The sequence below is a fragment of the Frankia sp. AgB32 genome, assembly GCF_023243045.1.
Taxonomy (GTDB): Bacteria; Actinomycetota; Actinomycetes; order Frankiales; family Frankiaceae; genus Frankia.
Genome location: NZ_JALKFX010000015.1, coordinates 62,669 through 87,629, shown reverse-complemented (window position 1 = coordinate 87,629; position 24,961 = coordinate 62,669). Strand labels below are relative to the sequence as shown.

23 protein-coding genes and 1 tRNA gene are annotated in these 24,961 nt (G+C 71.0%); 12 read left to right on the top strand and 12 right to left on the bottom strand.

Features of this window, described 5'->3' with window-relative positions; all coding sequences use genetic code 11:
* The 3 genes from MXD60_RS07235 to MXD60_RS07225 form a co-directional block, all read left to right on the top strand.
* Positions 1-203: hypothetical protein (locus tag MXD60_RS07235; protein WP_248818197.1), on the top strand; the 203-nt coding region annotated here is incomplete at its 5' end.
* A gap of 1,061 nt (positions 204-1,264) precedes the next feature.
* Positions 1,265-1,867 carry a DUF3566 domain-containing protein gene (locus MXD60_RS07230; RefSeq protein WP_248818196.1) on the top strand — a complete coding sequence of 201 codons (603 nt, stop codon included), beginning with the start codon at positions 1,265-1,267 and terminating at the stop codon, positions 1,865-1,867.
* Between the two features lie 63 nt (positions 1,868-1,930).
* A tRNA-Ile gene (locus MXD60_RS07225) sits at positions 1,931-2,004 on the top strand.
* A 260-nt stretch (positions 2,005-2,264) separates the two neighbouring features.
* Here the strand turns inward: MXD60_RS07225 and MXD60_RS07220 are convergent.
* Entirely contained in the window at positions 2,265-3,212 is a 948-nt protein-coding gene (locus MXD60_RS07220) for a hypothetical protein (protein ID WP_248818195.1), read from the bottom strand.
* 252 nt (positions 3,213-3,464) lie between these two features.
* Between MXD60_RS07220 and MXD60_RS07215 the strand changes: the two genes are divergently transcribed.
* The 5 genes from MXD60_RS07215 (at position 3,465) to MXD60_RS07195 (ending at position 6,315) form a co-directional block, all read left to right on the top strand.
* Positions 3,465-3,830 carry a hypothetical protein gene (locus MXD60_RS07215; RefSeq protein ID WP_248818194.1) on the top strand — a complete coding sequence of 122 codons (366 nt, stop codon included), beginning with the start codon at positions 3,465-3,467 and terminating at the stop codon, positions 3,828-3,830.
* A gap of 94 nt (positions 3,831-3,924) precedes the next feature.
* A complete protein-coding gene (locus tag MXD60_RS07210; protein ID WP_248818193.1) occupies positions 3,925-4,302 on the top strand; it encodes a roadblock/LC7 domain-containing protein in 378 nt (125 codons plus the stop codon).
* Between the two features lie 184 nt (positions 4,303-4,486).
* Positions 4,487-4,708, top strand: coding sequence for a hypothetical protein (locus MXD60_RS07205; protein ID WP_248818192.1), 222 nt, complete (start codon positions 4,487-4,489; stop codon positions 4,706-4,708).
* A 217-nt stretch (positions 4,709-4,925) separates the two neighbouring features.
* Positions 4,926-5,600, top strand: a complete 675-nt coding sequence (gene def / locus MXD60_RS07200) for a peptide deformylase (protein WP_248818191.1) — start codon at positions 4,926-4,928, stop codon at positions 5,598-5,600.
* 97 nt (positions 5,601-5,697) lie between these two features.
* Positions 5,698-6,315 (top strand): class I SAM-dependent methyltransferase, encoded by a 618-nt coding sequence (locus tag MXD60_RS07195; protein WP_248818190.1) that lies wholly within the window; start codon positions 5,698-5,700, stop codon positions 6,313-6,315.
* On the opposite strand, the gene MXD60_RS07190 is transcribed toward MXD60_RS07195, so the two are convergent.
* The 4 genes from MXD60_RS07190 to MXD60_RS07175 form a co-directional block, all read right to left on the bottom strand.
* Positions 6,298-7,425: a hypothetical protein gene (locus MXD60_RS07190; protein WP_248818189.1), complete on the bottom strand. Its 1,128-nt coding sequence runs from the start codon at positions 7,423-7,425 to the stop codon at positions 6,298-6,300. The genes MXD60_RS07195 and MXD60_RS07190 overlap by 18 nt on opposite strands.
* Positions 7,412-8,143 (bottom strand): class I SAM-dependent methyltransferase, encoded by a 732-nt coding sequence (locus MXD60_RS07185; RefSeq protein ID WP_248818188.1) that lies wholly within the window; start codon positions 8,141-8,143, stop codon positions 7,412-7,414. Before MXD60_RS07185 ends, MXD60_RS07190 begins: the two co-directional genes overlap by 14 nt.
* A gap of 11 nt (positions 8,144-8,154) precedes the next feature.
* Positions 8,155-9,570: a glycosyltransferase family 4 protein gene (locus MXD60_RS07180; RefSeq protein ID WP_248818204.1), complete on the bottom strand. Its 1,416-nt coding sequence runs from the start codon at positions 9,568-9,570 to the stop codon at positions 8,155-8,157.
* Between the two features lie 242 nt (positions 9,571-9,812).
* Positions 9,813-10,241, bottom strand: a complete 429-nt coding sequence (locus tag MXD60_RS07175; protein WP_248818187.1) for an organic hydroperoxide resistance protein — start codon at positions 10,239-10,241, stop codon at positions 9,813-9,815.
* Positions 10,242-10,374: 133 nt separating this feature from the next.
* On the opposite strand from MXD60_RS07175, the gene MXD60_RS07170 reads away from it, so the two are divergent.
* Positions 10,375-11,040, top strand: a complete 666-nt coding sequence (locus MXD60_RS07170; protein WP_248818186.1) for a TetR/AcrR family transcriptional regulator — start codon at positions 10,375-10,377, stop codon at positions 11,038-11,040.
* 2,307 nt (positions 11,041-13,347) lie between these two features.
* On the opposite strand, the gene MXD60_RS07165 is transcribed toward MXD60_RS07170, so the two are convergent.
* Complete coding sequence (locus MXD60_RS07165; RefSeq protein WP_248818185.1) at positions 13,348-14,526, bottom strand: lipase family protein; 1,179 nt, start codon at positions 14,524-14,526, stop codon at positions 13,348-13,350.
* Positions 14,527-15,069: 543 nt separating this feature from the next.
* On the opposite strand from MXD60_RS07165, the gene MXD60_RS07160 reads away from it, so the two are divergent.
* Positions 15,070-15,957, top strand: coding sequence for a DedA family protein (locus MXD60_RS07160; RefSeq protein WP_248818184.1), 888 nt, complete (start codon positions 15,070-15,072; stop codon positions 15,955-15,957).
* Positions 15,958-16,474: 517 nt separating this feature from the next.
* Here MXD60_RS07160 and MXD60_RS07155 read toward each other — a convergent pair.
* The gene (locus MXD60_RS07155) at positions 16,475-16,813 is read right to left on the bottom strand and encodes a P-II family nitrogen regulator (RefSeq protein WP_248818183.1); all 339 of its coding nucleotides are present in this window, start codon (positions 16,811-16,813) and stop codon (positions 16,475-16,477) included.
* Positions 16,814-16,931: 118 nt separating this feature from the next.
* Here MXD60_RS07155 and MXD60_RS07150 point away from each other — a divergent pair, with 118 nt between their 5' ends.
* Together MXD60_RS07150 and MXD60_RS07145 are read left to right on the top strand one after the other, a co-directional pair.
* On the top strand, positions 16,932-17,474 hold the full coding sequence (locus tag MXD60_RS07150) for a YbhB/YbcL family Raf kinase inhibitor-like protein (protein ID WP_248818182.1): 543 nt from the start codon (positions 16,932-16,934) through the stop codon (positions 17,472-17,474).
* Between the two features lie 281 nt (positions 17,475-17,755).
* On the top strand, positions 17,756-18,718 hold the full coding sequence (locus MXD60_RS07145; protein ID WP_248818181.1) for an SCO6745 family protein: 963 nt from the start codon (positions 17,756-17,758) through the stop codon (positions 18,716-18,718).
* Here the strand turns inward: MXD60_RS07145 and MXD60_RS07140 are convergent.
* The 5 genes from MXD60_RS07140 to MXD60_RS07120 form a co-directional block, all read right to left on the bottom strand.
* The gene (locus MXD60_RS07140; RefSeq protein WP_248818180.1) at positions 18,685-20,685 is read right to left on the bottom strand and encodes a putative type IV secretion/conjugal transfer ATPase; all 2,001 of its coding nucleotides are present in this window, start codon (positions 20,683-20,685) and stop codon (positions 18,685-18,687) included. The two genes, MXD60_RS07145 and MXD60_RS07140, sit on opposite strands and share 34 nt — an antisense overlap.
* A complete protein-coding gene (locus MXD60_RS07135) occupies positions 20,682-22,184 on the bottom strand; it encodes an SCO6880 family protein (RefSeq protein ID WP_248818179.1) in 1,503 nt (500 codons plus the stop codon). The genes MXD60_RS07140 and MXD60_RS07135 overlap by 4 nt, the downstream gene beginning before the upstream one ends.
* Positions 22,185-22,292: 108 nt before the next feature.
* Positions 22,293-23,672, bottom strand: a complete 1,380-nt coding sequence (locus tag MXD60_RS07130) for a hypothetical protein (protein ID WP_248818178.1) — start codon at positions 23,670-23,672, stop codon at positions 22,293-22,295.
* Positions 23,669-24,430: a DUF8175 domain-containg protein gene (locus MXD60_RS07125; protein WP_248818177.1), complete on the bottom strand. Its 762-nt coding sequence runs from the start codon at positions 24,428-24,430 to the stop codon at positions 23,669-23,671. The genes MXD60_RS07130 and MXD60_RS07125 overlap by 4 nt, the downstream gene beginning before the upstream one ends.
* A gap of 108 nt (positions 24,431-24,538) precedes the next feature.
* On the bottom strand, positions 24,539-24,955 hold the full coding sequence (locus MXD60_RS07120) for a DUF6112 family protein (protein WP_248818176.1): 417 nt from the start codon (positions 24,953-24,955) through the stop codon (positions 24,539-24,541).
* Between the last annotated feature and the right edge of the window lie 6 nt (positions 24,956-24,961).

Below are 24,961 nucleotides of genomic sequence, written 5' to 3'. Positions count from 1 at the left end.
CCGTGGTCCTGGTGCTGCGCGCGTTCGCCAACGGCTGCACCGCGCTGACCGGCGTCGAGGCGATCAGCAACGGCGTGGCGGCGGGGGGGGCCCCCCCCCCCCCCCCCCCGGCCACAGGTGTCGAGGCGACGCAGTGGAGCCTGCATCGGGTGTGCGCACGACCCGCGTACGCCGCCCAGGAGCGAACCGGGAGTAGTCCGTGAGCGACAGTCAGGATGACCGGCCGGCGGTCCGGCGCGGTCCCACTGGGCCCGCCGGATCGGGCAGTGGCGCCGGGGCGGGCGGCGACTCCGGGCCGGGCAGGCCGGCTGGATCCGGGTCCGCATCCGATCTTCCTCGCCGGTCCGGCGAGGTCGGGGACGGCGGCGAGGACACGGCGCTGCTGTCGGCTCCCGGCGCCGCGGGCTCTCCCGGAGCCGGTGAGCCGGCGGGCGCGGGCGGCACCGACCGGGCGAAGCGGTCCGAGGCGTCCGCCAGGAACCCCTTCTTCGAGCCTTCCGATCGGCAGCAGGCGGATCCCCCGCCCCGCTCCCTACGGACGGAACAGGGCAGGGCGGACGCTTCGCGCAGCGGTTCGACGGCCGCCGGATCAACGGCCTCCCCGTCGAGACCTGCGGATTCGGCGTCGTCCAGGGCAGCTCCCGCCAGTGCACGGTCGTCCGGTTCTGCTTCTTCGGGTTCGGGACCGTCCGGGTCGAAGTCGTCCGGTTCGGGGTCCAGGCCCGTGTCCGGACCGACCCGCATCGGGCGAGCTGGCGGCGGTGCCCCGGAGTCGGCCGGAGCACTGCCCGCGTCGGGTGGAGCCCGCGCCGCAGCTCCAGCGCCGGGGACCCCGCGTAACCTCCCGGACCGCAACCTCCCGGACCGCAACTCCCCGGACCGCGGCCGCGCCGACCGCAACGGTGGGGTCGCCGGCCGTGCCGATCGGGAGCGGGCCGGCTCAGGTGCCGCCGCCCGGGACGGCGCGGGGCCGGGGGTGTCCCCATCCGGGACGGCTCGTACCGACGACGGTGGGACCCGTGGCTCCGATGTGGGCTCTGCTACCCGCAAACTTGGTCCGGCCGCCGTATCGTCGCCGACGACATCCCCCAGCGCGACGCCGGCCGGGGGCACCGCCCGGTTCGCCCCGGGCCTGCCCAACGCCCGCTCGGAGCCCCCGGTCGAACGGCCACGGGAGACCGACACGATCTCCCTGGTCCGTCCGCCCAGCATGACGAGGAGCCGTACCACGAAGCCCGACAGCAACCGCGCCGCGCCGGAGCGCGTGCCCACCCCTGACGGGGCGCGGCCGGCCTCGTCCGCGCCGCAGCGCGGGCCGACCGCGACGGCTGCCTACAGCCGACCGCCTACCGGGCCGGCTCCCGCGGCCACCGCCGCGCCGCCGCCGGTGACCAGCACGTCTCCGGACGCCCTCGCCGACCAGCTCGACGCCGGCCCGGCGGAGCGACCGGCTCCGGCCCGCGCGCCCGGCGGCCGGCCGGGGTCCGGCTCCAGCCGGCCGCCGGGCCAGGGCCGGCGGGCGAAGCTCCGCCTGTCCAAGATCAATCCGCTGACAGTGACCCGGCTGAGCTTCGCCTTCTCGCTGTGCGTGTTCGTCGTTCTGCTTGTCGCGGTCGCCGTCCTCTGGTTCGTGCTGAACTCGATCGGCGTGTTCGACAGCGTCAGCGACGCCGCCGACACGCTCACCGACAGCAGCGCCAGCAACGTCCGGACCTGGCTGTCCTTTGGCCGGGCAATGGAGATCAGCCTGCTCGTCGGCGCGATCAACGTCATCCTGATGACCGCGCTGGCGACGCTCGGCACTCTGCTCTACAACCTCTGCGCGGAGATGATCGGGGGCATCGAGCTCACTCTGAGCGACCAGTAGCGCGAACGGAGGCGCTGGTTCCCACCCCGGCGCCACCGTGCTGTATGGTTGCACTCGTTGCCCGGACCTATAGCTCAGTCGGTTAGAGCGCTTCCCTGATAAGGAAGAGGCCGGTGGTTCAAGTCCACCTAGGTCCACCCCGTTTACCAGGGTTTTCGCCCTATCTCCGTGATGACGTGGCCGTGGGCCGGTAGTCCCGGCATGTGCGGCCTCTCCCGCGGTCGTCAGGATCAGTCGCTGGGCGGTGCACGGACTCGTCCCGGCGACCGTGGCCACCGCGCTGGCGCCGTCGAAACCGGTCACCATTCTGTTCCGCCGTCGGCATCCCCCTGGTCGACGAGGATTGGATCCCAATGCGGTCCGCGCCGCGCGCGGGACAACTCCGGACACCGGCACGTCACTTTTCTCCCGTGCCCGCGGAGATATTTGGTACGTCACCCTGGGTGCTGCGGCGAGGCAACGGGCTGTCGACCGTCACCTGGTATCGCCGTTTTCCAAGGATTTCATGTTCCGGGGCGGCCCGGCCGGAACGGGCACGGTCTCCGTAAGGGCGCAGATCCGATTTCTCGAAGACTTCCGGCGCCGTCTCGGCGGCCCGGGGTCGTTCCTGCGGGGGTGGCACAACTATCCAGCCCGCCCCTATCAGCTGGGCTAGTTCCGCCATGACCGGATAGAGGCCCCGACCCACCGCGAAGGCCAGATCCCGGCAGGTACGCCGACCGTTCGTGTGGGCCAGCAGGGCGGTGGGGCCCGGGGCCGCGCAGGAGGCTGGCGGACGGATGGCGAGCCGAGCCCGGGAGTGGGGTGTCAGTCCGAGGTCAGCGCGCCACTGGTCGGCGTTCGCCAGCCGCCGGAGCGTTTCCCGGATGGCCCACTCGGCCTCGATCCCCGGCCGTACGGGCAGCGCTGGTGCCAGGAAGCCGGCGTCCGCCGGTTCGACGCCCACCTCGTCCTCCGGCGGCTGCCCAGCCTGCGGGTTGCCTGCCCGCACGGCGGTTCCCTGGGCGATGGCCAGCGCGAACAGGCCGTCCATCGTCGCTGTCCGGGTGAGGACCTGGATGCCTGCGCTGCCCAGCAGGCGGCGTTCAACCAGCGCGTCCGGCAACCGCCCGGTGGGCGCGGCCGCGGCGAAGACCGCGGACCACGCCGCCTCGGAGAGGCGACCAGAACGCAGCAGCAGCGACTCCGGGCCCGGTGCCGCGGCGGTCGCGACGTCGATGATCAGACCGTCGCGAAGGACGATCCGCCCGCTTGCCGTGCCCCGGACGTGAATGCTTCCGGTGAATTTCGCGGTGGCCTGCCGACGAATCGTGGTCAGGAGGAGTTCAACCCCCGCCGGAACCACCCGACCGGCCGCGGCGATGGGCCTGGATGACGTTTCCGTCTTCTCCCTCCGGGGTGGACCGGTCGTGCAAGAAAGGGGACTCCCCGTGATTTCTGTCTCATCCGTCATGGTGGCGTCCTCGAAGTGACAATCAGTTGGTGCAAAGGTACGGTCATCCTGACCTACAGGATATGTCCGCGCCCGCACGCCCCAATACAAAAAGGCGCGGCGACCCCATTTGGGTATTCCGGTCAAAGGCTCGAGGGGAGCATCATGGACATCGAGACCGCACTCAAGGAAGCAATGACGATCGACGGTGCTCTTGGTGCCTCGCTCGTCGATGGTGAGAGCGGAATGATGCTGGGTTCCGCCGGCGGCGGCCGTGAACTTGATCTCGAGGTCGCCTCGGCCGGCAACACCGAGGTGGTGCGGGCCAAGGCGCGCACGATCGGCGCGCTGGGGATCGCCGAGGAGATCGAGGACATCCTCATCACCCTCGACGGGCAGTACCACCTGATCCGGCTGCTGCACCACGGCGGCAGCCAGCTGTTCTTCTACCTGGCGATGGACCGGTCCCGGGCAAACCTCGCGCTTGCCCGGCACAGCCTGCGAGGCATCGCGCGAGCCCTCGATCTGTGAGGACGCGCCGGTCCGTCGGCTGACGCACATCACGCGACCCGTCCTGTCCCACCGTCCCCACCGTCCGCTTCGCGGCACCTGAGAAGAGGCTTCGATGTCCACAACCACAGTCACCGACGCCGTGCTGGTCGAGCTGCGCGCCCTGCGTGACGAGGTGCCCGGCGTCACCGGCGGCGCCGTCGCCTCGGCCGACGGTCTGCTGATCGCGTCGGACTCCGAGAGCGCGCGGCCCGAGGTCCTCGCCGCGATGGCCGCGGCGGCGCTGGGCCTGGGCCGTTCCACCGGGCAGGAGGCCGGGCTGGGAGCGCTGCGCGAGGTTGTCACCCGGTGCCAGGGCGGCCACGTCATCGTCCACGCTGTCGGGGAGACGAGGCTGCTCGTCGTCCTGGGCGACGAGGGCCTCGACCTCGACCGGCTGCGCCGTCACGCGGCACCGGCCGTGGCTCGCCTGGGCACCGTGCTCGCCGCCTGAACGCTCCGCCTGGGCGCACGTCAACCGAGCGCGTCCCCCTGTGGATAACTCCGAATGGCCCGGCCAGGCGATGCACCCCGGTCTGGTCGTGTGTTCGAATGCCGGCATGCCTCCGTGTTCGCTGTGTGGCCACAAGTGGTCATATCACCACGGATCCGGGTCGATGTCACCCTGGGTGACATGCGTGTCCGACTCGGTCGGGTGTTACTGCCGACGCACCGTCGAGGAGGCGCACGCCGAGATGGCCGCCGGCGCCGAGCCGACCTGTGTCACCTGTGGGCAGCGCCCGGCCGAGGACACGCAGTGCCGGACCTGCCGGGAGGAACGGCAGCGGCGTGCGGCGGAGGAGTTCGCGGCGTGGTGGGCGCGGCTGCGCTGCGGCGCGGCGCGGCACCGCCCACCCTGACGGTTGCGGGTCCCCGCCGCGCCCGACCGGGCGAATTCCGCCTGGCTGCGGCCGGTCCGTCGCGGATCACCTCGGGCTTCTGCCAAGCTCGTACCACTGCAAGTCGCAGCATCGGCGGCGGCTCGGTCCGCCGAGTCGGGCGGTGGGCGGGCCGGCCGGCGTCAGGCCGCCGTCCCGCAGCGGGGTGCCGCCGGTCGGATGGAGGGAGAAGCTCGCCATGGCCTCGCGTACCGGAGGGTCCGACGCGGCAGGGGAGAAGCGGGACCTACGGGTCCGGCTGCTCGGAGAGCCCGTCGACGACTATCCGACGCTTTCCCCGGAGGTGGGGCGCGGCGCCGTCCGGCGCATCACCGTGGTCGGCGAGGCGATCCTGGCTCGCCGCTGTCGGGCAGTGACGGAGTTCGGCACCCCCGAACTCGCCGCCCTCATCGACGACATGTTCACGACGATGTACGTCGCCGAAGGCGTCGGGCTCGCTGCGAACCAGATCGACGTCGACGCCGCCCTGTTCGTCTACGACTGCACCGACGAGGACGGCGTCCGGCACGTGGGGCACCTCGCCAACCCGGTGCTGGAGGACCCGGACCCCGCCGACCGCCGGCTGGAGAAGGGCGACGAGGGCTGCCTGTCCGTCCCCGGCGCCTACATGGAGGTCGCCCGGCTCGAACGCGCCGTCGTCCGCGGCCAGGACCAGACCGGCGCGCCGGTGCGCCTCGAGGGCACCGGCTACTTCGCCCGCTGCCTGCAGCACGAGACCGACCATCTCGGCGGCAGCCTCTACATCGACCGGCTGTCCAGCCGCGGCCGCCGCAAGGCGCTCAAGGAGATGGACGAACGGTCCGACGAGGTGTTCGCCCGCCGCGCCGAACTCGCCGCGACCCTGGGCCGCTAGCCGGCTAGGTTTGTTATCGCCCGGTACGGCTGGCTGTTCGGGGCTTTCTGTTCGGGGCTGGTGGGCGACGCCGGATACGGCGCGGAGGGAGGCTGCGGTGGACACCGCGCTGCTGCGGATCGCCGAGGAGGCGACGGGTTTCATGCCCGAGCCGGAGGGGCTGGCGCTGTACGAGGCGGCCTGCCGGGTGCCGACCGGCGGGTTGATCTGCGAGGTCGGCACCTACTGCGGAAAGTCCACCGTCTATCTCGCCGCCGGGGCGCGCGTCGCGGGCGCCGCGGTGGTCACCGTCGACCATCACCGTGGGTCCGAGGAGAACCAGCCGGGCTGGGAATGGCACGACACGTCGCTCGTCGATCCGCGCACCGGCCGGCTCGACACCCTCCCGCACCTGCGGCGGACGCTGGAGACAGCCGGCGTCGAGGACGTCGTGACGGCCGTGGTGGGCCGCTCCGAGCAGGTCGGGCGCTGGTGGTCCACCCCGGCCGCGATGTTGTTCCTCGACGGCGGGCACACCGAGGCACAGGCTCAGGCCGACTACGAGGCCTGGGCGCGCCACGTCCGGCCCGGCGGGCAGCTCGCCGTCCACGACGTGTTCCCCGACCCGGCCGATGGCGGCCAGGCGCCCTACCACGTGGTGCTGCGCGCACTCGACGAGGGATTTCGGGAGGAGTCCCAGGTGGGCTCGCTGCGGCTGCTACGCCGCGTCGATTGACGCGCAGCCGCACGCCGGCGCCAGCTCGGCCACCAGCGCCGACCGCGGCGCGGGCAGGAACGTCCCGCCGTCGCCGGCCGGCAGGTAGCGGCCAGCCGGCAGGTCATCGCCGCGAAAGAGCCGTTCGGTGACCCCGCCGGCCAGGGTGTCCACGGCGAGGATCACCGCCGCCGAGGTCCACGTCGACTGCTCGACCGGCCAGAACACCTGGTCCCGGAACTGCCAGCCGGTCCAGTAGCCGCCGCCCGGCACCCGCAGATGCTGCACGTCGGTGACCAGCTTGGCCGCCGCAGCCGACTCGCCGACCAGGTGCAGGGCGATCGCGAGTTCGCAGGTCTCCGCCCCGGTGACCCACGGCTCGTCCGACACGCAGCGGATCCCGAGGCCGTCAAGGACGAACAGGTCCCAGCGGTGGTCGGACAGCCGGGCCCGGCCGGCGGCGCCCCGCAGCGCCCCGCCGATCACCGGGTAGTACCAGTCCATCGACCAGCGGTCCCGCACGGCGAAGTACTCGGGGTGGCTGACCAGCGCGTGCTCCAGCGCACCGGTCGCCGTCTCCCACACCGGCGGTATCTCACCGACGAGGGCGGCGAGCGCCATCCCGCAGCGCAGGCTGTGCAGGGTGCTGGAGCAGCCGGTGACCAGCGCCTCGTGGTGGGCGTCTCCCTCGGCGGAGCGGGCCCACCAGATCTGTCCGGTCGGCGCCTGTAGGCCGACGACGAAGTCGAGGGCCCGTCGGACCGCCGGCCAGATCTCGGCGACGAAGGCCCGGTCGCCGGTGAGCAGCCACCGGTGCCAGGCCGCGGCCGCGACGTAGGCGCACTGGTTGCTCTCGGCGTGCGCTTCCGTGACCACGCCGGCCACGGTCTTGGCCGGCCAGGATCCGTCCGCCCGCTGGTGGTGGCGCAGCCACGCCCAGGCCGCGTCGGCGGCGTCGGTCTGGGCACCGAGGTCGAGGGCCATCGCGCACTCGAGGTGATCCCAGGCGTCGGTGTGCCCGCCGGGGAACCACGGGATCGCCCCGTCGGGTTCCTGCGCAGCGGCGATCGCGGTCGCGGTCGCGGTGAGAGCCTCGGGGGTGAGCACCGGAGCAGACTCAACGGACCGCACGCGTTGCCTCCTGTTTCCGTAGGTACAGCACGTAGCTCTTGCCGAGCACCGGGTTCAGGGCCCGTTCGGCGAGCCGGGTGACAGCCGGCCGGCGCATCATGTCCCAGACCAGCAGGCGGTGGTAAAGCCGCGTCGCCGGATGGTCGTCGTCGTGGACACCGACGAGACAACGCAGCCACCAGTACGGGGCATGCAGCGCGTGGGCGAAGTGGGCACCCACCGGTTCGAGGCCCACCGCTGCCAGCCGCTCGCGCAGCTCCGGCTTTCGGTAGATGCGCACATGGCCGCCCTCGACCGTGTGGTAGGCCGTGGACAGGCTCCAGCAGAGCTGTTCCGGCAGGCGGTTGGGCACGGTGACCGCGACCCAGCCGCCCGGGCGCACCACCCGCGCGATCTCCGCCATCGCCGCCGTGTCGGCCGGCAGGTGTTCGAGGATCTCCGCGGCGATGACCCGGTCGAAGGTCGCGTCGGCGAACGGCAGGGCGAGCGCGTCCCCGCGCACCCCACCGGCCTTGGCCGTCGCCGGTGCCTGGCCCTCCTCGGCCATGGCACACAGCATCGCGTTCACCCCCCGGACCTCGTCCAGGGAGTAGTCGAGCGCGACGACGTCGGCGCCGCGCCGGAACGCCTCGAAGGAGTGCCGACCGGCGCCGCAGCCGAGATCGAGCAGACGGCAGCCGGCAGGCACGGGGAACAGATCGAAGTCGACGGTGAGCATGGCGGCGGTGGTCAGCCGGCCAGCGTCGGCGAGCCGGGCGGCACCGTGCGGGTCGCCGGGGCCGAGCCCGCCTGGGAGATCACCGGCGCCGGGCCGCTGGACCAGACGGTGGGCAGTTTCGTCGCCCACGACGAGGCGGCGTCCGGATGGGGAGTGCTCGGCGTGCCGCCGACGGCGGCGATCCGTTCGGCGTACCAGGCCGCGGTCGCGGCACTGGCCGCCCGCCAGGAGAAGCGTTCCTCCACCCGACGGCGGCCCGCGGCGCCCATCCGCGCGCGCAGCGCCGGGTCGTCGAGCAGCGTGCGGATCGCCCGGGCCAGCGCGACCGGGTCACCCGGCGGCACGAGCAGCGCCGCCTCGCCGTCCTCGCCGGCCACTTCCGGCAGCGCGCCGGCGGTCGTCGCGACCAGCGGGAGCCCGCAGGCCATCTCCTCGACGGCGGGCAGGCTGAACCCCTCGTACAGCGAGGGGACGACCGCCACCTCGGCCGATCGCAGCAGCTCGACCAGCTCCTGCTCCGGCACGTTGGAGCGGAACGTCACGGCGTCGGCCAGGCCCAGCTCGCCGACCCGGCGCTGCGCCTCGCCGCCCTCGCGGACCTTGCCGACGCAGACGAGGTGGGCGGGGCGGTCGGCGCGCAGCGACGCCAGCGCCTCCAGCAGCACTCCCAGGCCCTTGAGCGGCACATCGGCGCTGGTCACCACGACGATGCGGCCCGGGACCGGCATCGCGCCGGCGGGCGCGGGGGTGAAGATGTCGGCATCGACCCCCAGGGGCACCGTCTGCATGCTCTCCGACGGCAGGCCCATGTCCTCGATGATGCCCCGACGTGAGCTCTCCGACGGGATGATGACGCCGTCCAGGCCGCGCGCCACCCTGGCCTGCATCGGCAGGAACGAGTACCAGCGGCGCAGGCCCAGCTTCGCGCGCAGGGACGTCGCCGCGGCCAGGCTCAGCCGCAGGTCGACGGTGATCGGGTGGTGCACGGTGCACACCACCGGGATCCGGTAGGGCCGCATCGCCATGCGCAGCGCGAGCATGCCGTAGCCGAGGCCCTGGTTGTCATGGACGATGTCGAACGGCGGCCGCCCGCCCGACGCCCGGGGGCGCAGCGCCTGGTAGGCCCGCAGGCTGAACGACAGCGGTTCGGAGAACTGCCCGGAGCGCATCATCCCGAACTCGACGAGATCGGGCAGCGAGCGCAGCTCGGACGGGGCGGCCCAGCGGAACGGGCGGGCCTCGCCGTAGAGATCGAGGCTCGGTAGCTCGGTGAGGCCGACGCCGTCGTCGAGATCCGGGTACGGCGGCCCGCTCAGCACCTGCACCTGGTGCCCCTGGGCGACCAGTTCGCGGGAAAGATGTCTAACGTACACCCCTTGTCCACCACAGGTGGGCAGGCTCCGGTACGACAACAACGCGATCCGCAAGTGCGCCCCTCCGTCCGTTCGGGCCATGTCCTGATCCCTTGACGTCCAGGGTGGCGCCACTGGGAACATTAGGACATTGCGTCCTGATCTTCACCTGGATCGCCTGCGTAGGCGATCGACCGCGGCCGACCCGCGCCGCCGCGAAGCGGGCTTCGGACCGGTTTGACCCGCCCGTCCGGCACCGGTCATCACCCGTCGGCGGCCGGGGCCACCAACGGGTGATGCGCCCGACGGGTGGGCGGTCAGTCGTTGTCGATCAGGACGACCTGGGAGGAGATGTTCCCCCTGGTGGCGCGGGAGTAGGGGCACACCGCGTGGGCCGCGTCGAGCAGCTCCTGGCCGGCGGCGGGCTCGAGGCCGGGGATCTGCCCCTCGATCCTGGTGGCCAGATCGAGGGAACCGTCATCGTTGATGACGAGGTTCACGGTCACCGACACCGCGGAGTCGCTGACGTCGATCTTCTTGCCGCTCGCGACGAGCTTCAGCGCGCTGTGGAAACACGCTGCGTAACCGGTCGCGAAGAGCTGCTCGGGATTCGTGCCCGGGCCGTCGTCGCCGCCGAGCCCCTTCGGCACGGAGAGCTGCAGGTCCAGCCGGTTGTCGCTGGCGGCAACCCGACCCTCGCGGCCGCCCCAGGCGGTCGAGGTCGCCGAGTACAGCGTGTTCGCCATGTCACCCTCCACGGATCTGGATGTATGTGGTCCGCGTCGCCGGTTGGCCGGGCGCTCGCCGCGATTTAGGTAACCACATTGGTGTCTTAAATATTCGCGGTCAAGTCCCCTCGATCCCGCTTAGCCTTGGCGCATGGCGCAGCAGGACGCGGAGCAGGTCGAGGTCGACAGGCCGCGGCGGGGACGGCCCCGCGACGCCACCATCGACACCCGCGTGCTTGCCGCGGCGGTGGACGAACTCGCCGAGCACGGCGTCGACGGCTTCAGCGTGAACCGCGTCGCGGCCCGTGCCGGCGTCGCGAAGCGCGGGATCTACATGCGCTGGCCAGCCCGGGACGACCTCGTCGTCAACGCGCTGGGGACGCTGGCCGCCGGGCTCGTCCCGCCCCGAACCGGCAGCCTGAACGCCGACCTGCTGGAGCTCGCGCCGTATGTGGACGCCGTGTTCACCGAGCCGCGGCTGTCGATCCTCGCCCGGTGCATGGCCGAACTCCCACGCTTCCCCGCGATGTACGCGGCCTTCCGTCGCGAGTCGGTCGACCGCTGCGCGGCCGCGATCGAGGACGCCTTCCACGACGCGGTGACCCGTGGTGAGGCCCGGGCCGATCTCGACACCGACCTGGCGACGAGCGCCTTCCTGGGCGCGCTGCTGGCCAGGCACGCCTTCGCCGCCAGCGCGGACCTGGACAACCCCGCGTTCCATCGCCGACTGGTCGACTTCTGCCTCGCCGCGGTGCGTCCAGGGTCACCACAAGCGTCCGGCGGTGCCCTGAAGTTGGTCACCGACTCGCCCGGCTGACCCTGCCGCTGACCGGTCCGGGTCGATATCCACAGGTGCGCTGCCCGTTCCTGCCCGTTCCTCCTCGGTGTCGGTGCGCTCACCCGTGCTGGTGATGGTGAGCGGATACCGCCCTGACCGCCTGCTGGGCACCGTCGGCCAGCGGCTGGTCGCGCGCGGCCGCTCGTCTGGCGGGCGGGGCGCTGACGCTTGGACGGGCACCGCTGAATCCGCCATCCCTGACCACCCAGAGCACCGGGGCTGTCCACAGCTGCCCCTGGGTGGGCACCGTGGCCGGCGTCGGGTCGTCCATCCCTGATACCGACCAGGTCAGATCGCCTCGCCCGCGGCCCGAACGCCGGGCGCCGAGCTCGCCAGCCTTCCTTGGGCATGGTCTGCGTCGTCCGGGGGAGCACGCGACGCCGGTGTGGATAACGACGACGGATACGACCGTCGCCCTGCCGGGACGGCGTGGCTTGTCCCCAGCCTGAACGGGCACCGTGCGGGAGCCACCGTCGTGGATCGCGGCGCCGATCGCGTCCGACCAGCCGGCAGGGCGGTCAGGGTGCTCATCCGTGGCGCGACCGCGGTGAACCACACAGTGCACCTGGATGGACAGTGCACCTGGATGGAGAGCGTCCCGTGCCTCGAACGACGGGCAGCGTAGCCGCCATCGACCTTGCTGCCCGGCCTAGACCTGTCCTGACCTGCAAAGACAGGCCGCGGCGGAGTTATCCACAGCGATGGGTGGCCGATGGAGAGCGGTGTCCACAGTGGCGACGCCAGAGGCATCCGGACCCCCACACCCGGGAGTCCGGGAAAGCGCTGTCCACAGGCGCGCTGACCGGCCTGGCAGCCCGCCTCGTTCACCAACCGCGGGCACCGGCGCCGGACGCGCGTCACAACTCTCCGACGGGCTGGCGGCATGGTCAGCGTCGCCCGAGCGATATCCACCAGTGGAGTCCACCGACGGCGACGGCAGCGACAGGTGGCTGCCCTGCCCGCGCCCATCGTGTGGGCAGCGTGCGATGACCCCGATCGTGCTGCCTGTCGAGGATCTCGGCCCGCCTGTGGACAGCGCCGCTGTGGGCAGCCGGCCGTGCCGTCGGCCAGCGCCTGTGGGCAGCGTGCCGATGCGCAGCGTCGCTGTGGGCAGCGTCCGGTGGATCGGCTGTCGGATGTCGGCTGGCACGGACCGGCCCAGGGGCGCCGGGCCCGGGCGGGACTGCCCTCGTTGCACTGGTCCGGCTGTCCACAGCCCCTGGGTGGGCAGCGTGCCGTCGGAGCAGGAGGGCGCCCGCCGAGGCGGACGACCGCAGGCAGGGACGAGCCACCTGCGGTGGACGCGGTCAGTCCGCCCCGTCCTCCGTTGGTCAGCGGTCACCTGGTCAGCGGTCACCGTTATGCGGCAACGGTGCGCGGCCGAACCTCGCGACCGCCGTCGGCCATCGCGCGACCCTCATGGGCACCGTGGACGCGTCCCGGGGACGCGGTGCTCCTCGGCGCGGGCTCGGCTGGTCATCCACTGGCCAGCGGAGGTGATGGTGAACGGAGGCAACTCTGACCGCACGCTGGGCAGCGTCGCTGCCTCGGCGGCGGTGGACGAGCGTTCCGCGGCTGGATGGGATGGCTGACCGCCAGGTGGGCATGGTCCATCAGATGCCCGTGACCACCCGGGGCGGGCGGTTGTCCACAGGTGCCCCTGAGTGGGCAGTGTGTTGCGCTCGGCGGAGGGGTCGCTTCGTCGATCCGGCGAGGTCGGTGCGCGTCGCCCGCCTGCCGGACCTGGCGTGCCGGTGACTGCCCTTCGATGGGCATGGTCCCGGCCCGCGGCGGACCACGAGACGTTCCTGTGGATCACGAGACGTTCCTGTGGATAACGACGACTCAGCTGACGGTCTCCGTGCAGGGGCCGTTACGACCACGCCCGAAGGCTCTGGATGGGCATCGATGGGACGTGACCCATGGGGGATGGGCGAGTGGTGCTGCCCACAGCCCACGGGTGGGCTCCGTCAGTTGAGTCCACCGTCGGCCGGACAGCCCCGGGTCGGGATCTGCCGTCCGTGGCGGATCGGTGGTCATCGTGCTCCGACCCGGCGGAGCACGATGACGGTATCCACGGACGATGCAGGCAGAGGGATCCTCCCGATGCCCAGACAGGGGGAGTGTTCCGTGCCCCGACCCCCGTGATCGTGGGCACCGTCGACGTCGGCGCTCGATCACGGGCCTATCTGACCTGCGAAGACGGACCAGGAAGGCAGTTGTCCACAGCCGGTGTCCGGCGGGCCTGCCGGTACCTACGGCGTCGGCGGGGTCCGGCCCGGCCGGCTAGTGTCCGACGTCGAGGGTGCTCGCACAGTTGGTCGTGATCGGCGGAGGCTTGGCGGCGAATCGGTTGGCCACCCAGGCCATCAGGTCGTTCATCGACGCGGCGAGGATCGTGCCGTGGTCAGCGTCGGGATAACGGCGGTAGTCCACCGGCGTACCGCGGCTGCACAGTCGGCTGTCCACACGATCGGTGATCGACGGGCGGATCACCAGGTCGCGCCCGCCCTGCAGGAGCAGCGTCGGGGCCATCCGTTGAAGGATCTCGTCCCGTTGCCGGGCGAACCCGGACACGAATCGTGGATCGGCCAGTGGATCCGCGGTGTAGGCGGTGCTGATCGACGTGCCGATGCTGGCGGTCATCAGGTCGATCGCGCACTTGTCGAGCGCGATGGCCAGCAACCGCCGGCCGGTCTGGGTCAGATAACGCGTCAGGTCGATGCTGGGATCGGTGTCCGCCAGCCCAATCATTGCCAGCAGGAGATAGCCGACCCCGTCCGGGTTGCCCTGCAGCGTGGTGAGGGAGGCGGGCAGGTCTGCCAGCGGTGCGGTCGCGACAATCCCGCGTACTCGCAGGTCCGGCGCGTACGCGGCGGCCTGCGCGCCGGCCGAGAGCACCGCCTGGCCGCCCTGTGAATAACCCCATGCGACGATGTCCCGGCCGGCGCCGGTGGCGGTCAGCGCGCGGGCCGCTCGAGCGGCGTCGAGCACGGCGCGGCCCTCCGGCTCGGAGACGTAGATCGCGTGATCGCCCGGAGTGCCAAGCCCGGCGTAGTCGGTCAGCGCGACGACGTAGCCCGCCCGGACGAGGGGGAAGGTCCACTCCGCGGCGGCGAGCGGCAGTGTCGACCGGGACGGCGCGCAGATGTCCGCGATCCCGGTCGTGCCGTGCGCGAACGAGACGACCTTCCGGCCGCCGGCAGGCACCTGAACGCCGGGCAGCGGCGCGAGGATGACCCCGGACACCTCGACGGTCCCGTTCCCGGTTGATCGGGAGCGGTAGGTGACCAGCCAGGCGCGGATGCCCGTGGGCGCGTCGCGGACCGCACTGGCGGTGAGCAGTTCTCCCGGCGCGCCGGGCGATCGCCGGTCGCCGGCCTGGTCACCGTTCGCCGCATGCCCCCCGCCACAGGAGGTCAGCGTGGCCAGTCCGATCAGCAGTACCAGCGCTACCGGGCACACCCGCGACCGCGACGACTGGGACCGCGACGACTGGGACCGCGAGGCCGACCGGGACCCCGGCCCCGGGCTGTGGCCGGTCCCGACGGGTCGGCAGGATGATCTGGCCCGACGCCACGGCCAGGGCAGGCGCGGGGTCACGGTGGGCGGCAAATCGTCCTGTTGAGCCGTCCACGGTAAACGCACTAAATGAGCCTATGTTTTGGCCCTCACGAAGGTGCCGGCGGTAGGCGGCTTGTTGCACGGTCTGCCTCGTCGGGCTGCTCCCGGTGTCCGCGCGGTGTCTGGTGGCGGGGGTTACCCGGACGGCCGTGCAGTCGGAGTCACGAGGGCGGATCGGGGCGCGAGAAGTGGCCTCGATGTGGGTTCAATCTGTGGACCAACTGTGGATCTGGCGCATGGACCCGTGGGCGCTGGACGACGTCGCCCGGGCGCTGGATACCCTTACGGTGTCCTCAGGCGGGTGCTGTGTGGTGGCGCGAGGGCGCCGCGGTTGTCTCATGCGTGTCCCACCCGCCAACCCGAGATCGGCGGAGGCCCACCACTGTGACCACGCTTGCGACGAGCACGCTCGCGCTCGGGCCCAGCGACCTGCTGAGTGGCGACAGCCTGGTCAAGGCTGGGCTCGCCATCGTCCTGCTGATCGTGTTCGCGGAGTCGGGGCTGCTGGTCGGCTTCTTCCTGCCCGGTGACTCGATGCTGTTCACCATGGGCATGCTGATTTCCCGGGACGAGGTCTCGACGCCGCTGCCGTTGGCGATGATCCTTGTCGGGCTGGCCGCCGTCGCCGGGGATCAGGTCGGATATCTCATCGGCCGAAAGGCGGGCCCGGCGCTGTTCCGGCGGCCCGACTCCCGGTTGTTCAAACAGGAATACGTCGAGCAGGCAAGCGCTTTCTTCGCGAAGAACGGCGCGCGGTCGATCGTGCTCGCCAGGTTCGTTCCCATCGTGCGGACCTTCACCCCGGTCATTGCCGGGGCAAGCAAAATGGACTATCGGACCTTCGTCCTGTTCAACGTCATCGGGGGCCTGCTCTGGGGTTGTGGCGTCACCCTCCTGGGTTACTTCCTGGGCTCGGTGGACTTCGTTCACAACAACATCGAGGCAATGCTCATCCTGGTGGTGCTGGTGTCCGTGCTGCCGATGGTCATCGAGTTCCTCCGCGGCCGCCGGCGCCGTCGGGCCGCCGACGGCAACCCGCACGGGGTCGCGGCCAGCGCGCCGGCCCACGTCCAGGACGGGCCGCACGGGCAGGACGACTGGTCGGCGGCCGAGGCCGGCGCCGTCGACGAGTTCGGCGGCCCGGCGGCACACCAGCCGGGCGCCCACTCGCACGGGCCGCAGCTCGACTCCTCCAGCACGATGCGGCTGCGTCGCGGGGGAGGCGGCGGTCGCCACGCCGCGGGCCCGCGGCGCCACCCCGCCCGCGACTGAGCGCGGCGCGTCCGAGCGCGCGAGGCGGGGGCAGAACGCCCCCGCCGGGCTGTCGCGCGAAGCCTCAGGTGAAGGTGCCAGCGCGGGAGTCCGTCCGGCCGGAGCACGCGCGTCGCACAGCTCAGCTCGGCGCTGTTCGGCCTGGGGCTGCTCGGCGCGACCGGGCGTCGTCTCTCAGGGCCTGCGGCGCCCGCCAGCCTGGCGTCCACTCGGCCGGGAGGCCGGCGCGCCGTGGGATTGCCGATTGGGCGGCGGAAATGCCAGCTCAGAATGGGTCCCGGCGGGCTCCACGCCGATACGGGGGGAGTCGACGGGACACCCGCCGGGACCCGACCAACGTATCGGTTCAGCGCGCCTGTGTCGCCTGGCTGAAGCAGGGTCAGTACGCAGAATCGCTGGTAGCGTGGCCGGATTCGCCGATTGTGATTTTTGCCTCACCCAATTTAGGTGGCTAGACCGGCGGCACCGTCGGGCGGTATGAGGCGCGAGCCGCGTCCGCGCGGCCGGGCGTGGTGGCTCACAGGGCGTCAGCTCCGCGCTCGCCCGTCCGCACCCGGGTGAGGGTCTCGACAGGAAGAACCCAGATCTTCCCCGCGCCGCTGGACGACGACGCGACCGAACTCCGGATCACGTTCATGACATCCTCGACGTCGGCATCACCGACGACGCACTCGATGCGGACAGCACTGACCGACTCGTCGTGAAACCGCTGTCCGCGGTATGTCTGGGTACGCCAGAGCTCGGTGCCGTACCCGGTGACCTGGCTGAGCGTCATACCATGAATGCCGAAGGTGCCCAGCGCGGCGCGCACGTCATCGACCCGGTGGGGGCGCAGGATTGCGGTGACCAGCTTCACGACGGTTTCTCGTCCTCGCATCCGGAGTGATGTTCATCGCGGGAAGCGTAGAGCCGACAGGTGACGGCACTGTCTCGGGAATGTCATCGAGCGGCGTAACGGAAGGACTGACCAACCCATGTCTCTGCTTGATCGCGGCACGCCCCCTGATCCCTATGATGTACTGCCCGTCCGCCCCACGTTCAGTGTGACGAGCAAGGACCTCGTCGACGGCGGCGTCGTGCCGATCGGGCAGGTCCACGACAGCGTCGGTGGCGCGAACACCTCCCCGCACCTCGCCTGGTCAGGTCAGCCGGCCGAGACCGAGAGCTTCGTCGTCACCTGCTACGACCCGGACGCGCCGACCGGCAGCGGCTTCTGGCACTGGGCGCTGGTCGACCTTCCCGGTTCCGTCACCGAGCTGCCGACCGGGGCTGGCAGCGGTGCGTTCGCCGGTCTGCCGGCGGGGGCGTACCACGTCCGAAGCGACTGGGGCGGCAAGGAGTACGGCGGCGCCGCGCCGCCCCAGGGCGACGTGCCGCATCGGTACGTGTTCACCGTGCACGCGGTCGACGTGCCGAAGCTGGAGATCAACGACGAGGTGTCGCCGGCGGTCGTCGGCTTCAACCTGGTTTTCCACACCCTGGCCCGAGCGGTGCTGCGAGTTACCTACCAGCACTGAATCATTGCGGCGGCGCGGAGGCGGCGCGCGGGATGACACCCCGGGGGCATGCCCGGGGGATCGCGCCGCTTGTCACGACGCGCCGATCGCGGGTGGTGCGACGGCACCACAGTGGGCACTGTCCGAGCGTTGTTTCCGTCGCGTTTCGGACGCGTTCCCGCTGGAAGCGGTCCGATGGCGGGCTCGACGCTCCCGGCCGCCCGCCGAACGTGACGTCAGTTCCTGGCTTACCGCCCTCGCGGCGGGGAGGCTGGAACTGACTCACGGTCGGGAGGAACTACATGGGCGACGGTAGACAGGCGGATGGGAGCGCTCTCGGCGCGACGTTCGCGAACGATGCCCGTCGAATCTGGGAGGTGGCGGAGCCGATCCACGCGGTCATCGCCTTCCATCCAGGGGTGAGCCGCTTCGCGGCGGAGGCGGGCTGCCACGGCTACTGGATGGGTTACATCGGAATGAGGTCGGCGCCGCTCGGCTCAGCGTCCGCGGCGACGATCACCTCGGCTTTCTACAACTTCGCGCCGCGCCGGATCGCCCGTTCCGTACCGGACGTCTGGGCGTACTCCACTCCGGCGCGGCTGCTCGACACCCGGCTCGCCGCGATGGACGCCATCCTGCGGGAGCTGTGGGGGATGGACACGACCGGCTCCGCGGTGCGCCGCGCGGCGGAGCTGGCCGGCCGGGTGGTCGCCGCCGCGGTTACCGCCGGCCGGCCGCTGGCCGCCGCCAACGCGGCCCTGCCCGTCCCCGCCGAGCCGCATCTGGCGCTGTGGCAGGCGCTGACCACCCTGCGCGAGCATCGCGGCGACGGGCACATCGTCGCACTGGTCCGCTCCGAGGTGGATCCCTGCGAGGCGCTGGTCCTCGCGGCGGCGACGGGGCGCAGTCCCGCCGAGCAGCTGCGGCTGTCGCGTGGCTGGAGTGACCGGGAGTGGGCGGCTGCCACCCGCCGCCTGGCCAACCGAGGCTGGTTGACCGTGGGCGGCGAGCTGACCGCCCTCGGCGCGCAGGCCCGTGCCGAGATCGAGAACGTCACCGACCTGCTGGCCGCCGCCCCGTACCGGCAGCTGTCCCTGGGCGAGCGCGACGAGCTGTACGACACGCTGTACGGCCTCGCCGAACGGGTCGCTCTCGGCGGCGGCTACGCCTGGCCCAACCCGGTCGGGCTGGACTGGCCGCCGGCGTCGGAACGCGCGGCGGCCAGGCTGCGTCAGCCGGCGGAGCTGGGCTCGATCGACGGGTAGCCGTAGTCACCGGGGAACGGCTCGCCGTCGAGGTCCCCGTCCGGCGGCAGGCCGCCGAGGCCGCCGCTCGCCAGTAGTCCGGGACCGAGATCCGGCGGGTCCAGCTCCGCCGGATCGAGGTCGTCGGGCGTCAGGTTGGTGTCGTCGACCTCGCCGTGCATCTTCGATCCGTTGAGCACCACCGGGATCTCCAGGTCGCCGACGACGTGCTCGACGTAGAACGCCCGGGCGCCGATGAGCCACAGGGCGAAACCCGGGTCGAGGCGGGGCAGCAGGTCGGCGGCGACATCGGTGAGGCCCAGTGCCTGCTGGGTGTCCGAGATCTGGTCGGACGCCTGCTTGTACAGGATGCGGATCGCCGTTTCGGCCAGCAGGCCCTTCGCGATCTCCACCGAGTCCGGCGACGCGGACAGCAGGTCGGAGATGCGGTGGGCGACGATGGCGTTCGCGCAGCCCCACTGGCGGGCGAGCTTCTGCTGCGCGGACAGCCGCCGCACCAGCCCGGCGAAGCGCATGAGCCGCCAGCACTCGTCGTAGACGACGTAGCGCTGGACGCCGTCCTGGCGCATCAGCGCGGCTTCCATCCAGGCCTGTGCGCACGTCATGATCAGCGCGATCATCTCGTCGCTGCCCTGGACCCGCTCCAGGTTGAGCACCGCGATGGGCCGGTCGAAGTCCAGCGGGGACGTCGTCGGGCCGTCGAAGAGACCGCCGAGCGCGCCGTGGGTGAGCCGGCGCAGGGTCAGGGTCGCGTCCCGGGACGCGTCGCGCAGCTCGGTGGCGGTCATCGGCAGGTTGACGCAGTCCTCGTCCGCGGGGTCGGTCATCGCCTCCAGGACATGGGGCAGCAGCGGGGTGGCCCAGCGCTCCGGGGAGGTGCCGGAGATCTGCCGGGTCACGACGTCGAGGGCGAGGTCCACGGCGGTGTGTTCGGCGGGCGTGAGCGGCACTCCCTTCGCCGTCTCGATCAGCGACGAGAGCAGCGACGATCGGGCCCGCTTGACCTCCCGGGCCCAGTCGGCGTCGGCGATGCCGCGCGGGCGCGGCGGCGCGTCCAGCGGGTTGAGGCGGGTCGCCATGCCCGGGCCGATGTAGGTCGGTTCGCAGCCGAGCCGGCGGGCCAGCCGGGTGTACTCGCCCTTCGGGTCACAGGGCACCGCGGCCTGGTAGCCGAACGCAGAGCCGCGGGAGATCAGGGTCTTCAGCAGCGCGGACTTGCGAGAACCGACGGCGCCGAAGACCGCGAAGTTCGGGTTCTCGATGACCTGCTGGCGGTACAGCTCGAAGACGTCGAAGTCGAACGAGTTACCGGACCAGACGTGCCGGCCGATGTACATCCCCGGGGCGTCGAGCCCCGAGTCGACGACGAACGGGTAGATGCCGGCGATCTGCGCGGTCGTCTCCATGTGCGCCGGCAGCCGCAGCTTGTGGTACGCCCGGCCGGCGAACGAGCCGAGCAGCTTCGGGGGTTGTGCCCCGCGTCGCAGCGCCGCCTGGGCCCGGCGCATCGCGGCTTTCTCCGAGGTGGCGGCGGTGCGCTCGGCCCGGCGGCCGCGGCGGCCGGCCGGCGGCGGCTGTTGCTGCTGGCCGGCCGGGCGCCGGCGCCGCGGTCCGCCGCCCAGGTCGACGAATCCCTCGGCGTCCCGGCCGGGGTCGTGCGAGGCGGCCTCGTAGGCCGCTGCCTCGTAGCCATCCGGGTCGTAGCCGGCCTCGTCATAGCTGGGCGGGTCGAACTCGGCATCGGCCGGGTCGTAGCCGTCCGCGAGTTCCTGGTCGTCGTAACCGACCGGGCCGTCGCTGCCGCCCTCGTCGCCGTCGACGTCGTCGTGGTGACCGTTGCCGTTCTGGTAGCCGACGCCGCCGGTGTAGGCGTTGTCGGCGGTGTAGCCGGTGCCGGTTTCCGCGAGCGGGTATCCCTCGGTGAGAACGCGGTCGTTGTCGTGGCCGTCGCCGTACCCGGGGCTCATGCGACGCCGACCGCGAGCGGTAGTGCCCCGATGCTGAAGCCCTGGTCCTGCTCGCCGACGAGGCGCACCATCTCCAGGCGGCTGCGGGAGGCCAGGGTCTCCGCCTCGCCGCACGCGTCGGCGAGGCCGTCGAGATCGTCCGCGGAGACCGTGACGAAGCCGTGGAAGCGGAACGCGCCGAAACCGGCGATGAGCTCCTGCTCGCGGCGCTCCACCTCGTCGGCCTCGGCCACGTCCCGCTGCGTCGTGACCTTGCCGACCTTGTCGCGCATCTGCTGTTCGCCGAGGTGCGCCATCCGCCGTCGGTTCACCGCCTTCTCGGCCTTGCGGCCGGGCAGCGGTTCGACGATCAGCGAGACTGTCCGCCGGCAGGTCGTCTCCATCAGCAGGGGAGCGAGGAACGCGGCGGGAGAGGGAACCCGGGGCCAGCCGTTGATCCAGTAGGTGGTGTGGAAGCCGGAGTCGGTCCGGTAGTGATCCCAGGCGGTGACGGTTCGCACCGGGCCGGCGATCGCCGGGTCGACACCGGAAGCGAGCCCCTTCAGACCGCCGGCGAGGTCCGTGCTGGCGCCGCCGCGGGCGTCGATCATCTCGATCGAGTACGGATCGTAGGTCGTGCGGATGACCGCGGCCAGTGCCCGGGGTGGCAGCCAGCCGACCGTGCTGATCGACGCCCGTGCGAGCGCGGCCTCCATCGTGCGCAGTTCGCCGAGCAGCACCCCGCAGGCAGCCTGGTCGCCGCCGCCGGCCCGCTGGATCGCCCGGCGGGCGTCCTTCGCCCGCAACTGGAACGACAGGTACGTCTCGTGCCGCTGCGCGACCGGACCGGCCGCGTCGATCACCTGCTGGTAGGCGGTGGCGGCCCACGAGTCGTCGTGGTGGCCGCGGACCCGCCAGTGCCGTTGCAACTGGTCGCCGGAGTCCGGCAGGGTGCGTTCCAGCCACTGGATCCGCGACAGGCGCCCGCCGCCGGAGGTGAGCCCGGCGAGCAGTTCGCCCCAGGCGTCGACCCGCGCCTGCTGGTCGCCGGACTCCAGCAGCGCGAACTGGCTGCCCCGCACCTGGAGGACAGCCGTGTAGGTCTGCTTCTTCGCGTCCTTGACGACCGCCACGTACCGGCTTCCGCCCACTGGCACGGAGAGCATCACCAGTGACGACAGCGGCCCAGGCAGGACCGTGCGGCTGATCCGGTCATCCCCGGACCCGAGCCGGAAGAACGCGCCACGGAACACCGTTTCGCCCGTCACCTTCTGCATCGTGAAGCCGAACAGGATCGGCACCCACTGGTCGAGATTACGATCCTCCACCCGGACGAAGGCGACGAACAGCAGGGCCACCGCAAGCAGCACCCAGATCGGAACTGTTACCAAGGGTGATCGCAATGCGCCAAGGACGCAGAGCATCACACCGATCATCAGACTGAGCTGCGGCCAGCGCATGCCGAGCATGACGCCACCACGCTCGAGGGGTCCGAACCGGTAACTGCGTTCAGCGACCATTGACTACCTCACTCGCCGCTTGTCGGCTCGTCTGGCCCGGCGGCGGCGCGCGTGAACCGCCCGCCGCCGCTGGTCAGCACAACTACGTGCCTGGTTTTCGCTCACTGCCTACCGGTTGGTTCGGGAGGGCGGTGTCTTGGGGGCCGCCACCCGCGCCGGGGCGGCTGGCGGGGCGGCCGCTGGCCGGGCCGCGATGGCCGGAGCCGACCGCGCCGACGTGCCGTTCCTGGCCGGGGCGACCCGAGTGGTCGACGCGGCTCGGGAGGACGCGCCGACCCCGATGGCTGTCCGGCTGGGTTGCCGCGCGGGGGCGCTGGCGGCAGTGGCGCCGACCCGGGCCGGGCGGGGCCGGCTGGCCGTGCCACCGCGCACGGCTGTGGTCGCGGAGCCCGGCCGAGCGGGCGCGCCGATGGGCGAGCCGCCGCCGCGTCCGCCACGCACGGCGGCGGCAGGTCGGGCAAGGCCGGGCTGTGCGCCAATGCCGCCGCCACCGCCGGCGTCGCCGAGAACGCCGCGGTTGCGCGTCTGCATCCGGGCGCCGATTCCCCGGAACGTGTCTCGCGATGTCGATCCCAGCAACGCGCCGGCACCCTGACCAAAGGAGGCCGCGCTCCGCCGACCCGCCGAGCCGACGGCCCTCATCAGGTGAACGTCCGCAAATCCCATCAGATGCATGAGGACGAACGGCGCGAACACGGCGGCGATCATCACGACGGTTCCGCTGAGGATCGTCAGCGTCTGGTCCACCGTGGATCCAGTGGAATCACTAGCCATCCCCGCGCCCAGCGTGAAGATCGCATAGATGACGGGCTTGGCGAAGATCAGCGCCAGGAGAATCTCGGTAGCGCGCTTGATCCAGGCGCTGGTGGACATCGTCGGCTGACCGGCGAGGTACAACGGGATGAAGACGGCCATCACAATGATGGCGACCTTGCGGATATAGAGCACCACGAACAGCGCGAAAGAGAACATTGCCACGAGAAGTGACAGGACGAGGTCGAGCGCGAAGTTGCCCTGTTCCGGGAGCGCGCGCAACTGGGCCACCAGCGTCGACCCCAGCGGTTTCCCGTCACCGAACGCGTCTGCCATCCCGTCCGACGCGGTGAGGATCATCTGCAGGAGGGCGAGCGCCACGAAGGAGCCAAGGATCGCCGTACCGGTTGCCGCCGCGGCACGGGTGAAGACGTGTGGATCACCGCGTACCGCGCCCATGATGGCTGCGCACAGGAAGAGACCCGTGACGATCAGGACCGCGATCCCGAACGCGATGTTGTAGTTCTGAACGACGTAGTCGGCGTTGAGATCGATGGCCGTCTTCTGTGAAGCGAAACTGAACACGGAGCTGGAAAGGTCCGCGGCCATCCCGCAGAACGCCGTCCCCATCGAATTGAAGTAAGCATCAACACTCGACCCAATCGCACCCTTAAGTGCGTTGAGTGGATTGAGATCCTTGAAGCTTCCGGCAAGAACTACGGTGCCCTCGGTCACGTCCCAGCTCCGACCAATAGAAATTCCTTGAAACCTTCGGCAGCGCGATCGGTAATTGCGGGATTCGCGGGACCATCGCCCGCATCGTCAAGTTTCCAGTCGCCGTCGCTCCAGATGACGCGACAAGTATCTGTCGCCCAGCCTTCCTTAGGGGATAGATTTGCATCTGTACTGTTGTAAATGCCAAAGCCTAGAACGCCCCAGATGGTGACATTGGCATCGTCTTGAGTGTAAGACTGTACCGAATATCCGGTCGCGCGACCGATGAAGCCAAAGTTCGGGGCTTGAATCGAAGGTACTCCGTATGTCTTAGCGCTTTTCTTGTCGTTCTCGATTATTAGATCAGAGAGCTTTTTGGATGCCTCTGGTGTTGCGATTGATGCGTACATATTTCTAATTGTTGTTGGCTCGCGGTTTTGAAGCTTCCCGTTGATCGCGTCATAATTTGCGCATGCGCTGACCGCGCCCGCCTGCGTACGGGGATATCCAATGGGTATTCCGTACTGGTTGATGCGCGTCGGCGTTCCCGGGACTGTACTTTCTGTGGTTCCAGAGTCACCCGACGTTGATGTCGATGGAGTAGGAGAGGTTGGCACAAGCGCCGTGGCGGACGGTGCCGGCTTGCTCGCGGGCTCGCTAGGGCTGGAACTTGGCGCGGCGGAGGTGGGGCCCGGGGCGGCGCTGTTGTCTGGGATGGCGTAGCGGCCGATCAGCACTCCGCAGACCACGCTAACCGCGCTGGCGGTAGCGATGATCATGATCAGGCGTCTGGCTACGGTATCCGTATAACCCGGCAACGCCCACTCCCCTCACAAGACGGTGCGGTCATCATCGCAATGTCCGCCCGCGTGCACCCGGGGAACCGGTTAGAACAGGGGGGATGCTGGGTCATGGACCACGCCGGGGTCAACGGCGACGGTGAGTTCGACGGCCGGCGGGCGCTGGCCACCCGGGTTGGGCGCAGGGGCGGTGGCCGTTGCGCCGGTCACCAGGAAGAAGTTGATGAAGGCGGCGGCGGCGCCGACGAGGAATGCCAGGCCGAAGCCCGCGATGACCCCGCTCTTTCCGACCGTGGATGCTCGCTCAAGGCCCATCCGTTCGCCGAGTGCCCAGGCAATACCGCCGAGGAGCACGGCGGCCACGGCGGCGATCACGGCATAGGCAGCCAAGCCGTTGACCAGGTCTTTCAGTGCGTTGATGCCAGGCGCCTTCGAGTCGTCCGGCTTCACCTGCACGGCGGCAAGGAAGACGGTCGCCTGGGCGGAGGCGGCGTCGTGGATCATCGCGGT

Coding starts and splice junctions, on each gene's coding strand:
- MXD60_RS07215 (WP_248818194.1), top strand. CDS start 3,465: ATGGACATCGAGACCGCACTCAAGGAAGCAATGACGATCGACGGTGCT.
- MXD60_RS07170 (WP_248818186.1), top strand. CDS start 10,375: ATGGCGCAGCAGGACGCGGAGCAGGTCGAGGTCGACAGGCCGCGGCGG.
- MXD60_RS07150 (WP_248818182.1), top strand. CDS start 16,932: ATGTCTCTGCTTGATCGCGGCACGCCCCCTGATCCCTATGATGTACTG.
- MXD60_RS07185 (WP_248818188.1), bottom strand. CDS start 8,143: ATGCTCACCGTCGACTTCGATCTGTTCCCCGTGCCTGCCGGCTGCCGT.
- MXD60_RS07125 (WP_248818177.1), bottom strand. CDS start 24,430: ATGATCATCGCTACCGCCAGCGCGGTTAGCGTGGTCTGCGGAGTGCTG.
- MXD60_RS07140 (WP_248818180.1), bottom strand. CDS start 20,685: ATGAGCCCCGGGTACGGCGACGGCCACGACAACGACCGCGTTCTCACC.
- MXD60_RS07145 (WP_248818181.1), top strand. CDS start 17,756: ATGGGCGACGGTAGACAGGCGGATGGGAGCGCTCTCGGCGCGACGTTC.
- def (WP_248818191.1), top strand. CDS start 4,926: ATGGCCTCGCGTACCGGAGGGTCCGACGCGGCAGGGGAGAAGCGGGAC.
- MXD60_RS07175 (WP_248818187.1), bottom strand. CDS start 10,241: ATGGCGAACACGCTGTACTCGGCGACCTCGACCGCCTGGGGCGGCCGC.
- MXD60_RS07120 (WP_248818176.1), bottom strand. CDS start 24,955: ATGATCCACGACGCCGCCTCCGCCCAGGCGACCGTCTTCCTTGCCGCC.
- MXD60_RS07135 (WP_248818179.1), bottom strand. CDS start 22,184: ATGGTCGCTGAACGCAGTTACCGGTTCGGACCCCTCGAGCGTGGTGGC.
- MXD60_RS07210 (WP_248818193.1), top strand. CDS start 3,925: ATGTCCACAACCACAGTCACCGACGCCGTGCTGGTCGAGCTGCGCGCC.